At 38.7% G+C, this 13,620-nt stretch carries 15 protein-coding genes; 5 read left to right on the top strand and 10 right to left on the bottom strand.

What is annotated here, in order from left to right:
- Position 1 precedes the first annotated feature (1 nt).
- Both ESZ26_RS09450 and bioH read right to left on the bottom strand, forming a co-directional pair.
- Positions 2-316 carry a hypothetical protein gene (locus ESZ26_RS09450; protein WP_146796852.1) on the bottom strand — a complete coding sequence of 105 codons (315 nt, stop codon included), beginning with the start codon at positions 314-316 and terminating at the stop codon, positions 2-4.
- 156 nt (positions 317-472) lie between these two features.
- A complete protein-coding gene (bioH, locus tag ESZ26_RS09445) occupies positions 473-1,273 on the bottom strand; it encodes a pimeloyl-ACP methyl ester esterase BioH (RefSeq protein WP_211361214.1) in 801 nt (266 codons plus the stop codon).
- A gap of 69 nt (positions 1,274-1,342) precedes the next feature.
- On the opposite strand from bioH, the gene ESZ26_RS09440 reads away from it, so the two are divergent.
- Positions 1,343-2,140, top strand: coding sequence for a ComF family protein (locus ESZ26_RS09440; protein ID WP_146796849.1), 798 nt, complete (start codon positions 1,343-1,345; stop codon positions 2,138-2,140).
- Here ESZ26_RS09440 and ESZ26_RS09435 read toward each other — a convergent pair.
- Positions 2,137-4,713, bottom strand: a complete 2,577-nt coding sequence (locus tag ESZ26_RS09435) for a M14 family zinc carboxypeptidase (RefSeq protein WP_223271591.1) — start codon at positions 4,711-4,713, stop codon at positions 2,137-2,139. The genes ESZ26_RS09440 and ESZ26_RS09435 overlap by 4 nt on opposite strands.
- A gap of 244 nt (positions 4,714-4,957) precedes the next feature.
- Here ESZ26_RS09435 and nfuA point away from each other — a divergent pair, with 244 nt between their 5' ends.
- Both nfuA and ESZ26_RS09425 read left to right on the top strand, forming a co-directional pair.
- On the top strand, positions 4,958-5,536 hold the full coding sequence (nfuA, locus tag ESZ26_RS09430; RefSeq protein ID WP_070375496.1) for a Fe-S biogenesis protein NfuA: 579 nt from the start codon (positions 4,958-4,960) through the stop codon (positions 5,534-5,536).
- 18 nt (positions 5,537-5,554) lie between these two features.
- Positions 5,555-5,803, top strand: coding sequence for a hypothetical protein (locus ESZ26_RS09425; RefSeq protein WP_146796847.1), 249 nt, complete (start codon positions 5,555-5,557; stop codon positions 5,801-5,803).
- On the opposite strand, the gene ESZ26_RS09420 is transcribed toward ESZ26_RS09425, so the two are convergent.
- Entirely contained in the window at positions 5,800-7,167 is a 1,368-nt protein-coding gene (locus ESZ26_RS09420; RefSeq protein ID WP_223271590.1) for an MATE family efflux transporter, read from the bottom strand. The genes ESZ26_RS09425 and ESZ26_RS09420 overlap by 4 nt on opposite strands.
- 94 nt (positions 7,168-7,261) lie before the next feature.
- On the opposite strand from ESZ26_RS09420, the gene ESZ26_RS09415 reads away from it, so the two are divergent.
- Positions 7,262-8,311 (top strand): polysaccharide deacetylase family protein, encoded by a 1,050-nt coding sequence (locus ESZ26_RS09415; RefSeq protein ID WP_146796844.1) that lies wholly within the window; start codon positions 7,262-7,264, stop codon positions 8,309-8,311.
- 58 nt (positions 8,312-8,369) lie between these two features.
- Here the strand turns inward: ESZ26_RS09415 and ESZ26_RS09410 are convergent, their stop codons facing one another.
- The 5 genes from ESZ26_RS09410 to ESZ26_RS09390 form a co-directional block, all read right to left on the bottom strand.
- Positions 8,370-9,011, bottom strand: a complete 642-nt coding sequence (locus tag ESZ26_RS09410) for an SCO family protein (protein WP_146796842.1) — start codon at positions 9,009-9,011, stop codon at positions 8,370-8,372.
- Between the two features lie 88 nt (positions 9,012-9,099).
- Positions 9,100-10,044, bottom strand: coding sequence for a heme o synthase (gene cyoE / locus ESZ26_RS09405; protein WP_146796839.1), 945 nt, complete (start codon positions 10,042-10,044; stop codon positions 9,100-9,102).
- A 9-nt stretch (positions 10,045-10,053) separates the two neighbouring features.
- Positions 10,054-11,061, bottom strand: a complete 1,008-nt coding sequence (locus tag ESZ26_RS09400) for a COX15/CtaA family protein (protein WP_146796836.1) — start codon at positions 11,059-11,061, stop codon at positions 10,054-10,056.
- Position 11,062: 1 nt separating this feature from the next.
- On the bottom strand, positions 11,063-11,623 hold the full coding sequence (locus tag ESZ26_RS09395) for a hypothetical protein (RefSeq protein WP_146796834.1): 561 nt from the start codon (positions 11,621-11,623) through the stop codon (positions 11,063-11,065).
- 23 nt (positions 11,624-11,646) lie between these two features.
- A complete protein-coding gene (locus ESZ26_RS09390; protein ID WP_170246343.1) occupies positions 11,647-12,381 on the bottom strand; it encodes an SURF1 family protein in 735 nt (244 codons plus the stop codon).
- A gap of 56 nt (positions 12,382-12,437) precedes the next feature.
- Here ESZ26_RS09390 and ESZ26_RS09385 point away from each other — a divergent pair, with 56 nt between their 5' ends.
- On the top strand, positions 12,438-12,653 hold the full coding sequence (locus tag ESZ26_RS09385) for a DUF2909 domain-containing protein (protein ID WP_223271589.1): 216 nt from the start codon (positions 12,438-12,440) through the stop codon (positions 12,651-12,653).
- A gap of 80 nt (positions 12,654-12,733) precedes the next feature.
- Here ESZ26_RS09385 and ESZ26_RS09380 read toward each other — a convergent pair whose 3' ends face one another.
- Positions 12,734-13,618, bottom strand: a complete 885-nt coding sequence (locus ESZ26_RS09380) for a cytochrome c oxidase subunit 3 (protein WP_146796829.1) — start codon at positions 13,616-13,618, stop codon at positions 12,734-12,736.
- Positions 13,619-13,620: the final 2 nt, after the last annotated feature.

The raw sequence follows: 13,620 nt of genomic DNA, 5'->3' as shown, positions 1-13,620 counted from the left end.
ATTATGCTCGAACGTCTAATAACGTACCTAAGGTTTCATCAGCCGTTTGAATAACATCGGCTGAAGCTTTAGCTTGAAACTCTGCGACTTTTAAATCAACGACGGCTTTGCTAAGGTCAGTGGACTCTGCTGAACTGGCATTCTTATTTGCTGTATCTGGGGTGGCTGCATTATCAGTGTTATTTTCTTGGCCAATACCAAAATCTTCAGGGCTAACCGCTAAGTTAGCTGTAATATCTGCTGCCGCTTCTGTTACATCGCCTTGCGCTTTTTGAAAGCCTTGTAGACCACTTGCTAATGCTGATTGTATTTCCATAACAAACTCCTCTGTACCCATTAACAGCATATTAATGAACAAATAATGTAAATACTTAACTTAAATACCCAGCTTAAGTACTCAATTTTTGCTATTAAATCCTGAAACACCTTTGTTCAATTATCATACAATATGATCAAAAAGTAAAGCAGCGATTTATCCATCGATACGCCTATCTAAAGGTGCTAGCCAAGTAGTGACTGTTTCTATAAACGCCTCAGGGTGAGAAATAAAAGGCGCATGTGATGCTTGTTCAAAAATAACAACATTACTGTTAGGTGATAATGCCGTAATAGCTGCAATGGCCTTACGCGGCACTAGGCCATCAAGTTTTCCGTATAAACGTAAAAATGGTATCGATATTTGAGCAAGACTTTCGCGCTGATCGACTGTTGTCAGTAATTTTAGCGACTCATCTAAAGTTGTTTTTGTTGGCTGCGGAAACCCCATAACGAGTTCTCGTAACAACTTAATATCATGACGCAAATGAGGACTGCCCATCGCTTGAATTTTTAAAAAGTTGTTAATCGTCTTGGTGGTGTCTTCTGCTAGTTGTCGATGAAATAAAGTTAAAACATTAGGCTTAATACCTAACCAATTTTCTTGCTCAACGAAACAAGGCGAACTAGCGACAGTGATTAATGCTTTTACTTGCTTTGGAAAATTCAATGCTATTTCACTAGCAACTAAGCCCCCTAACGACCAACCTATATATACCGCGGGTTTGGCTACAGATCCCTGTATCAAGGTTGCAATTTCAGCTAAGGTATAAGGAAATAATGAGTGTTCTAAATTGGCACCAAAACCAGGCAAATCAACGGTGATCACTTCAAAGTACTCTTTTAATACCTCAACACTAGGTTGCCAAACGCCTGAGTTTAACCCCCAGCCATGAATAAATACGAGCGGAAGTCCACGCCCTTGACTCGATATTTTTAAAGTTTCTGCCATGCTCATAATAGAGAGTGTTACCGTTAATTTTGATTAAACGAAAGTTAGCGACAGTTTACTTAAAGAAGGTATTAAATGGAATTTAACCAGCTAAAATTTACCCGATATTTAAAACAAAAGTCATTTTGCTTTATCGATCGTTTACAATCTTTTAAAGCACAACTGAGTTGTTGTGACTTATGTGGTGGTCGCTGTCAAAGCCAAGCCATAATTTGTGATTTTTGCTTGGCTGATTTACCACTTTTTGATTTAAGGCAGTTACATGGAAATTTATTGACCTGGCCGGCAATAAACACCTTGTTACCCAAAAGAATCTTTGATCAGTTAATTTCAGTATCTCCTTATCAATGGCCCATTGACTTATGGGTTAGACAACTGAAGTATCATGGCCGTTTTGAATTAGTGGCTTTACTGAGTACTTTGTTATTTAAACAATGGAAAAGTTCGTTGTCCGATGAAAATAAATCCTATAAAAACCGACTTCATCAACCTTTACTATTATCAGTACCAATACACTTAAAAAAGTGGCAAACACGGGGCTTTAACCAAGCTCACTTATTGGCAAAAAGTTTTGCCCACCTTGCACAAATGGCGTATTACCCAGATGCATTACAGCGTATAAGTAACAATAAAAGCCAAGCGGGTCAAACAGGTGTTACCCGCCGTAAAAATTTACGTCATGCTTTTAAACTTTCAAGCGAGTTTCTAGACAATAAAAGTAATCAACAATCTCGATTACCTGAACACATATTGCTCCTCGATGATGTGGTAACAACAGGTTCTACATGTAATGAAATTTGCCGTTTACTGAAAGCTAATGGTGTTAAAAAAGTTACCGTATTAAGTCTTTGTTTATCGTTACCTAATCATTAATGAGTCGCTGAAGCGCTAAAGGCTTTGGCAAAAAATAAGCTGTTTGCTATTAACTTTGCACTGCCTAACCAATAGCCTCGAAAAGCTAAATTGTCAGTACTGGCAATCACTCGCCCATTGCCATAATCATGCGCGACTATAGCTGCAGAATTTGCTACTCGGTTGACCATGTTTTTATCAGCATAGCCGCTCAATAACGGCCGGGCATTATAGTTTGCCACTGAGATAAAAGGCTTTGAACTATGCTGCAAGATTAATGTACTGTTGCGAAATAGCGGTAAACGATTATCCGTATAACCATAAGCTAATGGATGCGAGGTATCGAGTGTTGACTCAAAGATGGCGCCAGCAATACGTTTACGTCCAGCCAGTTTATCTTTGTCTTGATAGCGTAAATCATCAGTATCAAATAACTGGTTAATTTCATTAGTAGTCACAAAATTCATCGCCAGTAATTGATATTCCGACAAAAATTTAGCGCCACGCTTTTGCCCAAAAATAACACCACCACTCTTTATCCATGCCGCTATTTTATCAGCATCATCTTGACCAAGAGAGTCGTATTTTCCATCGACCATAATGATATGACTATAAACACTTAACTCAATTTTTGCTAAACGCTGCTGCTCTACAACTGTTACAGGGATTGACAGAGTATCATCGAGATAAAATAACATCTCGGCACTTTCGTATTGAGAAACGCCTTTACCACCCAGCATTAAAACCTTCACCGGTGCTAATAACTGCAAAGAGCCACTGCCTATATCTATACCTTTAACGGTTAATCCGGTAGACAAACTGTTAATAGGAATATCAATTTCTTGACTACTTTGCGTGACAATATCTCGCCAATTTAATTGCGTTTGTATGCCGGCAGGAATAATAATACTGCCGCGAGCAAAGTACTTATTAGACATCTTGCCATCAATTTTTAATCGTGACGAAAAAGGTTTTGTGGCAACTTTTGCCTTAATGCCTTTATTAAGCAGGTCATTGAGTAATTTTGGCGCTAAAAAATGATGCCACTCAAATGCATAGGCATACGCTTGTGGCTCAATACTGCTGTTATCGGCAATTTTTGTTGGCTTTTCCCAGGCATTGTCTGCCAATTTTAGTCCCCAGGTACGACCCACCCGATAAAAGTCTATATCCATTGCCAGTGGCATTGTCCAACCCGAAACATCATAGAAGGTATTGTCTTCGAACTGAGTTTGCTGAGAAAACAACGCTTGAACAACTCGATACTGACGCTGGTCTAATGGCACATAAACGCTGTGCTCTTTCGCATAAACAACGCCGGCTAAACGAAAATCTTCAGTGAGTGGATAGGCCTTAATCTGATGTTGTTTTAATTTATCGAGTAAGACATTTAAGCGATAAAGATCATGGGTTTCATGTAATAAGTAGCCGCTAAAACTTTCTTTATTAGCCAACTTTTCTGACTCTTTATAAAAGTTTTTCTGATAACTGAGTAGCTTGGCCTTATGTTGCCATGCCCCCTCAATGGTAGAGAGTGAAGTTAACACGTGATTTTGAATACCAAATTCAAAAGTTAATAAACCATTATCACTATTTTGTTGCATACCTCGACTACTTGCTTGTTCAAATAAAATACCGACTCCACCGTTAATATCTGGATAAGTAGAGCCTTTGCCATAATAAAAATCATCGAAATTTTCTTCGCTAAAGTAAAGGCGATTAGATTTATCTAATGCCGCGGCATGAAAAGTCGCCAAAAGCTTTGTCAATGCACTATTAGCACTGGGGGTTAATGGATGGGTACGTGTTGGAATGCCCGGCTGAAAAAAGTAACTATTATTTGCCCCCATCTCATGAAAGTCACCTAATACGTGGGGCTGGTATTGGTGAAAATACGCTAATCTATTTTGGCTTTCTTTTTGTGCGAGTAATAGCCAATCACGATTAAGATCAAAACCAAAATGATTAGTACGACCGGTGAGCCAACCTTGGTGATGTTCGATATGATTGGGATCCGCATTAGGTGTACTGCCACGATGCATATTTGCCCATTGCACAAATCTATCCATGCCATCAGGATTTATACTTGGCTCAATAACAATCAAGGTGTTTTCTAGCATTTTTTTTATATCAGCATTTTCACTTGCTGCTAAGTGATATGCCACGACCATCGCTGCATTAGCGCCACTAATTTCATCACCATGCACGCTGTAGCCAAGCCAAATGACTAGCGGTAATGTTGAGTCTCCAGCTGCAGCCGTTGTCGATTTTTTCGCTAATATCTCATTCAAATTAGCTAGATTAGCTTTAGAAGAAACAGTTAATAACACTTGCTGGCGTAGCTCTTGCGTTTGTCCAATATCGGTCAATGTTATCCGTTCTGAACTACTTGCTAATACTTTTATGTAGTTAAGGAGTTGATCATGACGGATATGTCGTTCGCCAATACCAAAGCCTAATGAGCTTTCGGGGGTAGGAATAGCTTGATTGTAAGTGTGATCGGTTGGCAAATAGTTGGTAACTTTTGCCGCATGGCTCATGGGTAACAAAGTAAAAAAACCGACCAGCACGGCTAAAAACAATCGTGGTAACATAAAAAATATCCTTGAATTCAATAGCAATAAAATACCAAAATCTATCGAAACACACCAGAATAACTGTCTCTTTTTATCATATGGTTAGTTCAATTAACTATAATTTCACTAGCGTATAGGTAGATAACAGCGTAAAATATTAATACCTGACTAAATTAGTCAGGTATTAATATTTTCAATCTTTAAGGTCCGTGAGAAACTTTAGAGAAATTTTGGCTACAAGTGTAAGAGAGTAATAACCGTGATGATCAATATTTCCGAAACAGCACAATCGCATTTCGCTAAATTATTAGAACAACAAGCTGAAGGCACAAGTATCCGTGTATTTGTTGTTAACCCAGGTACTGCTAGTGCAGAGTGTGGCGTGTCTTACTGCCCAGCTGACGCGATAGAACCTGAAGATATTGAAATGAAATTCGAACACTTCTCTGCTTATATCGACGGAGACAGTAAGCTGTACTTAGAAGATGCTGAAATTGATTTCACTACAGATCAAATGGGTTCACAGTTAACCTTAAAAGCGCCAAATGCTAAATTAAGAAAAGTAAATGACGATGCGCCATTATTTGAACGTGTTGATTATTTTTTGAAAGCAGAAGTTAATCCGCAGTTAGCTGGCCACGGTGGTGAGTGTACGTTAATGGAAATTACTGACGACGGTTTCGCTATTCTACAATTTGGTGGTGGCTGTAATGGTTGTAGTCAAATTGATGTCACCGTAAAAGATGGTATCGAAAAACAACTGCTTGAAACAATGGCTGGCGAAATAAAAGGTGTTCGTGACATGACCGAACACGAACGTGGTGATCATTCTTACTATTAAGTTATTTATTTGCTTAAAGTGAAGAGAATACTTGAAAAATTAGGCCAAGACCCGCAAAGAAGCTTAGTGCTTTTTACTCGCGGACTTGGTCTTTTTGCTATTGGTGCTTGCTTAATTTTTATCGGTTACTACTTTCACTATTTTTGGCAAATTGCCGGTATCGCTTTTTTAGCCGTAGGCCTGTTAATTTCAGCTTGGGGTTATAGTGGGATTTTTGCTAATCGCTTACTCAATATTTTTGATCGTCAGGAAAATAAAGACAATTAAACGCTAATGGGCTGTTTTTCTATAACGCGATAATAATGCCAAGCCAAGCTCACCCCACGTACCAGCAAAAACACACTGAACGCAGCCCATAAACCATGATTACCAAAATCTTGTAATAGCCACCACATCGGAAAAAAACAACCAAAGGTCGCAATTATCATACTATTGCGCATCACTTTAGCTTTCATTAAACCAACAAATACACCATCAAACAAATAACACCAGCAGCCTAATATAGGTAAAATAATCATCCAATGAACATATTGTTCGGTAGACAAAACAACCTCTGGAATATTCGTCAATAAACCAATCAAAAAATCGCCTGCTACGGCAAAGAGTGCACTATAAATTAACGCAAAGAGCCCGGTCCAAAATAAAGCGATTTTCACCACAAAATTCCGCTTTTTAAGATTTCTTTGCCCTTGTGCTTTACCCACTAACACTTCTGCCGCATTGGCAATGCCGTCTAAACCAAATGAAATTAACAAAACAAAATTCATTAAAATGGCATTGGTTGCTATAACATCATCCCCTAACCTAGCACCTTGAAAAGTAATAAAAACAAAACAAATCTCCAAGCATAGGGTTCGAATAAGAATATCTCGGTTAAGTTGAAAGTAATTGATCAGCGCCGACTGCTCAAATAACTGTGCTTTGATATCAATAAGTTTTCCAGCCATTGTTATTAATATACTTTTTAGTGATTTCTGGCTATCAGTCTGTTGCGCGAAGATGATATAAAATAACCCTATAATAACACCCGAATATTCAGCGATTAACGTTGCTGACGCTACCCCTTGAACTTGCCAATCAAACACTAAAACAAACAACAGATCTAGCGACAAGTTAATTAAGTTAGTCGCGATCAATATCCACATTACTGCCTTAGCTTTATGATTACCCAACAACCATCCTAAAATAACGAGGTTTGATAATGCGGCAGGTAAACCCCAAATGCGTATGTCACAATATTGTTTAGCATAAAATTGTATTTGTTCAGAGCCTCCTGCTAACCCCAAACTCAGATCAAGATAAAAAGACTGTAATAGAATCAGTGTGCCACCAATAAGGCAAGCGACTAACAAACCACGCAGCAGAACCAATAAACTTTTTTGCCCGTTTTGTTCGCCTAATGCTTGAGCGGTAAGACCTGTGGTCGACATACGTAAGAAACCACACAACCAAGTAACAAAGGTAATAATCATTGCACCGACTGTACTACCACCTAAATAATAGGCTTGGTCTAAATGCCCTAAAACTGCGGTATCAACTAAGCCCAGTAAAGGAATAGTGATATTTGAAAAGATCATCGGCAAGGCGATGAGAAATAGTTGTTTATGTTGACTGAGGGTATTAACGTTCAAAAAAGTATTCCATATAAAAAATTACCAGAAAATTTACTATAAAAAGAAAGTAAAACGCGCTATTTTTAGGAATCACTAAACAAGGGCTTCACTCATGAAATTTTTATTACCCGCATTACTGCTATCTTGCTTTCACTTCTCTAGCTTTGCCGCTGTAATTTTACAATATCATCATGTTAGTGACAAAACACCGGCAAGTACCAGTATTTCACCCGAACAGTTTCAAATTCATATGCAGTATTTGGCCGATAATAATTTCAATGTTATCGCGCTTTCGGATTTAATGAATTCTATCAAAAAACAGCAACCCATTGCTGACAAAACGGTCGCAATAACCTTTGATGATGCTTACCTTGATATTTTACTCAATGGTAAGCCAATTCTCGATAAATTTAATTATCCTTTTACTATTTTTATCAATCCCGCCATTGTTGAGCGTGGTTCAAGTAACTACCTGACTTGGCAACAACTTAAAACGATGGCTGATCAGGGCGTTATTATTGCCAACCACGGTATGGAACATGACTCTATGGCGCGTATTAGTGATGGTTTAACTGAGCAACAGTGGCTAGTAAAACATACTGAACTGTTATTAAATGCCGAAAGTATTATTAAGGAAAAAACCGGACAAAGTTGGCGCTATTTTGCTTACCCTTACGGTGAATACACACCAGCAGTGCAAGAATGGATAACACAGCACGATTTTATTGCTTTTTCACAACAATCTGGGGCAGTTGGCTTAGCGACAGACTTAACCAGTGTGCCACGTTTTCCTGCTTCAAAGCCCTATGATCAAATATCTAGTCTGCGTGATAAATTAAAATCTTTGCCTTTCACTATGACTTTAAGGAATGAAAATGCGAGTACTATTGTCGAGTACAACCAATCAAAATCAGTAACTTTTGATGTGGTTGTTGACGATTTTCACCCCGCACAATTGAACTGTTATATTTCAGGTTTAGGTCGACAAAAGATAGAATGGCAAGAAGAAAATAGCTTTACCATTAATTATAGCGCCCCCTTGCCCATTGGCCGTGTTCGCTGTAACTGCACCGCGCCAAGTATTAGTGAGCCAGGACGTTATTACTGGTATTCAAAGCCTTGGTTTGTCTTAAAAGAAGGTATGCAGTGGTATCCACTTTAACAAATATAGCGATTTGATAAACTTGTCAGCCAGTAAAGTTAAGGATGACAAGTTTCCTTTATTCAGCTAATTTTACAATTTTTGCAAAATCACTGACCAGCTTCTCGCCATCAATGGTAGGTAATACACCCAAGGCTTGTCTCGGCTTAAAAATAGCCGCGATATCTCCCTGTGGATTAATTAACACTAAAGAAGCACTGTGATCGACCAAGTAACCATTATTGTCGGCTTCATCACCTTCAGGCTCGTTAATCGCGTACATCATGCCAAGGTTACGAGCAAACGGAAATAACACACCATGGTCAGCCGTAAGCGCAATAAACTCTTCATTAAAGTAAGCTATATACTGAGCTAATTTTTCTGGCGTATCTCGACTAGGATCAACAGAGACCAGTAAAATTTGCGTATCTTTACTGATCGCTTTTAAGTCGTCATAAACAAAGTTTAGTTCTTGTAATGTCGTCGGGCAAACATCAGGGCAAGAAGTATACCCCAGAAATACCCACGACCATTTATTGGCTAACTGTTCTTTGGTAAACACCTGGTTATGATGATCAGTTAATTGAAACGGTTTAACTTCCCGAACCTGCTGATAATATAAAGCATGTTCGGGCTGTGGTAATACTGTCGATTTTTGAAAAACAAAAAAACCTATTGCACCGGCAACGAGGGCGACAATGACATACAACAACTTGTTCATATTTAATTATTTCCGTTTCTCTTATGCAAGACCAATTCGACTCATGTAGTGAGCTACTTTTTCATCGTAAAAATGTGCCGGTCATTGATCAACCTGGCACCATAGGTAATAAATAATGGTCAAGCAATAGGATAATAAACAAGCCCATTAAATGTACGATTGAAAATTTAAAGGTATCCATTGCCGTATTCTCATTGGCATTAAACTTAAGTTTCCATGCGTAAGCAAAAAACATCAGATTCAATGTTACCGCGCCAATTAAATATAACCAGTTACTCATACCCACTAAATAAGGTAACAAGCCAACAACAAAAAGTAACACGGTATAAAGTAAAATTTGCGTTTTTGTAAAATTTACCCCATGGGTAACGGGTAACATGGGAATATTTACTTTTGCATATTCATCTTTGCGGTGTATTGCTAATGCCCAAAAATGAGGAGGTGTCCAAGTAAAAATCAATAACACTAATAACAGAGCATTAGGATGTATTTCATTGGTCATTGCTGTCCAACCTAAAAGTGGAGGAATTGCTCCAGCTAGGCCGCCTATCGTGATATTTTGAGGCGTAGCACGTTTTAAATACATAGTATAAACGAAGCTGTAACCCACCAAACCGGCAAAAGTAAGCCATGCTGTTAAGGGATTAACTAAGCTATATAAAATGGCAAAACCACTGACTGCTAGGAACATAGCAAACAAGGTCGCATTTCTTGGCGTTAACCGTCCGGTAGCAACCGGACGGTTATAAGTGCGCCCCATAATACTGTCAATTCGTTCATCAACAATGTGATTAATCGCGGCGGCGGCTGATGATAAAAATCCAATACCCACCATTGAAGGAATAAGCACTTGCCATGGAATGGTACCCGGCACAGAAAGACACATCCCCACCAAAGCGGTTAACACTAATAGTGCCACTACACGAGGCTTAGTGATTTCATAATAATCTCGCCAAATAGCGGTTTTAGCCTCTATCACTTCAGGTGTAGTTCCTAGCCCGTCAGGGCTTTGTGTTGATACTGTTTCACTCATAAGTATTCCTTATAATTTCCGTCGTAAACTGTAGGTTAAGGTGATCAAAGACAACATGAGACATGCTGCTACCACGTTATGACTCACCGCAACTGCTAACGGTAATGAGAACCAAATATTGCTAATGCCCAATAATATTTGGCAACTAAGAATAAACGCTAAGCTAATAGCTGCATTCTTAAAAAATGCAGATTGAGATTTTCGAAATACCATTAGCGCTAACCAAAAAAGGTAAAGCCCAGTTACAATAGCTCCTAATCGGTGAACAACATGAATCGTTACACGCGAAGCATGAGATAAGTGGCCAAATTCGTAACTGTCTTTTTCTGGTGGGATCAAATCAAATGAATCTTCAAAAGTCAGTTGTTCTTGCCAGCCTGATTGACAAATCGGTAATTCAGTACAAACCAAGGCGGCATAGTTTGATGACGTCCAGCCACCTAAACCTATTTGCGCGGTTAACAGTACAATGCCAATCAAGCCATATCTGCCATATTTTTTAATGGCAAAATCACCACCTGGCACCCTAAAATCAGCCAAGCGTAGGTATAGTAAAAACAATAAACTCAAGGTAGTGAAGCCACCGAGTAAATGCCCCATCACAACGATCGGCATCAATTTCATGGTCACGGTCCACATACCTAATGCCGCTTGGAAAATAACCACCGCGAGTATTAACATCGGCAGCCTTAAAGGAGTACCTTGATCGCGACGCCGGTAAGACATGACAGCGATGGCTAGAATTAATAAACCTAACGCACCAGCAAAGTAGCGATGGATCATTTCATTCCATGCTTTATGCGTTTCAACTTTTCTTTCTGGAAATGCTTGCTCTGCTTTAACAATTTGTTCTGCGGTTGCAGGCACATCAATTAAGCCGTAACAGCCGGGCCAATCAGGACAACCTAAACCCGCATGCGTTAAGCGTGTGTAGGCACCTAAGCTGACCACGATTAACGCTAATAAAATACTAATTAAAACTAAGGTACGAACGCGATGATTGACACGACTTTTCATATTAACCAACCCTTGAATACTTAAGTAATTTCTTCATGTCTGCCAAAATCTCTTTCCCAAACATCGCTTGAGCATCATCATTAGATGGTGGTTTGTGTGATAAGACGACATTACCTAAAGGGTCGACAACAAAGACTTGTGGCTGCGATAAAAAGTCGTTAACTAGGCTTGGAGTAGAAATAATCACCCAGCTATTTTCTGATAATTTTTCAGTTTGTTGTGGTGAAAGCGGATTAGGAGAAAGTGCGACACGCTTTACTCTCGGCATTTCTCTGCCCAAGGCTATGTAAGAGTTATTAACACTGAGTAAGGTTTGTTCACAGTGAGCGTCACAATGCTGTGGCAGACTATAAATAATTGACCAGGTTTTTTGTAACGCGGGTTGACTAAGGCCTAACTTTTCTAAGGTCAGCTCATTTTCAATTAACGTGCCTTTATTGGTGACACCATAATCAAGCCAATTTTGAGTTAATGCTAGTTTTGCTAACACGATAGGGAGGATAAAAGCGCCCAAGACCATGATCATACTACGACGAGATTTCTTCTGTGATACATCACTCATACACTTACACCTTATTATTTTTTTTATTTGTGGTTTAACGCTTGTTCACTATTTTTACCCAACTTGATCGACGCCCATATCATTAACATCAACCATGCAATCGCTAAACTAAACCACTGAAAGGCGTAAGCACGATGTTTCTCGGGTGGCATAACAATTGGCTGCCAATTTTTTTCATAACCGACACTCTCTGTTTTATCTAAGTAAACGACAAAGGGCAAGAGTTGACGTGAAATTAATGTAGAAAATTTATCTAATTCTATTTGCTGCACACGTAATGGCCACTCACCTTTGACTAAGACTTGTTCCATTAACATTATGCCTTGCTCAATTTTACGTACGTGACCCGAAAGTTGATACTGGCCAGTGATCGCTTGCACATCGGGGATTTCTTGGCGGTTAATTGAGCCTAACACCCAGCCTAAATTTACTAAAACCGCGTGCTCGCCGCTATTAAACACTTGATAGACACGATAACCTAATTGGCCTTTATTGGTTTGGTTATCTAATAAAAAAATGATGTCATTATCAAACTCACCCAACATAGTGATCGGTAAATCATTAATTTCATTTTTTTCTAAGAGTACTTGTGAAAGTGACAAGGCTTGCGTTTGACTTAGTTGGGCTATGGTTGCAATGCGTTGCTCTTTTTGTAAGGCGCGATCATTTTGCCATAATCCGAGTTTTACTAATCCGCAAAAAACGAGTAGGGTAAATATCAACCAAGGTAGGCGAATGTTTGATATAAAATTTTTCAAACAATTAATTCCTTAAATACATTCATCATGAATATTACAACATAGGAAATTTTTAAGTGGCATTTGCGATAAAAATAATTATTATTGGCTGCTTACTCTTTATGGTATTCAGTCTGTTTCAAGCGCTATTTATTTTAAACAGAAACGACCCAAGTAAACCGTCAATGTCAAAATTTATTGGCCGACGCGTGATGATTTCGGCTTTCATTATTATACTTATGTTAGTCGCCATTTTAACTGGCATTATTACTCCACACCCACGACCGTTCTAATCTACTCACTTAAAAATAAAAATTGTAGGTGAAGCAAGCCTCACCTACAATTATTTTTAATTTTTTAAATAAATTTTTATTTATACAATATAAACAAAAACAAACAGTATTACCCAAACCACATCGACAAAATGCCAATACCAACTTGCAGCTTCAAAAGCAAAAGCATTTGTTGGAGTAAAGTGGCCTTTTAACACTCTTAAAAACACCACAATAAGCATGATGGTACCTAAGGTAACGTGCATACCATGAAAGCCAGTGAGTAAGTAAAAAGTTGAACCATAGATACCGCTGGTTAAGTACAATTTCATTTCTTCAGAATAGCCGTGCATATACTCGACCACTTGCAAGAACAAAAAGACTACACCGAGTAATATGGTAAAACCTAACCATATTTTCAGCATTTTACGATTATCTTTTTCTAAAGCTGAATGCGCTAAATGTGCAGTGATCGAAGACGTTAATAACAAAATAGTATTAATTAACGGTAAGCCATACCAGCCCATTTGAGTCGTTTCTGTCCCATCTGGTGTTACTAATAACGGCCAACTTGCCACAAACTCAGGCCATAAAACAGCGCCGGTCATAGCATTATTATCTGCACCACCTAACCAAGGTACAGATAAAGTGCGGGCATAAAATAATGCACCAAAGAATGCCGCAAAGAACATCACTTCAGAAAAGATAAACCAACTCATACCTTGACGAAATGAGTTATCCATTTGATGGCTATACTTACCCGCCATCGACTCATTAATCACATTACTAAACCAACCGTAAAGCATGTAGATAACTAAACATACCCCAGCAAGCAATATATAACCGCCAATGCCACCTTCACCACTATTTAGCGTAGAAACATAGTTCCCTGCGCCAACAGCAATTAAAAATAGCGCCACTGCACCGACAATCGGCCAATGACTTTGCGATGGTACGTAATAACTTTCATATTCTTTTGTTGTCATTA

The sequence above is a fragment of the Colwellia hornerae genome, assembly GCF_007954355.1.
Taxonomy (GTDB): Bacteria; Pseudomonadota; Gammaproteobacteria; order Enterobacterales; family Alteromonadaceae; genus Colwellia_A; species Colwellia_A hornerae.
Note: the sequence above shows the minus strand (reverse complement) of the source record. Positions and strands in the feature narration are given on the sequence as shown.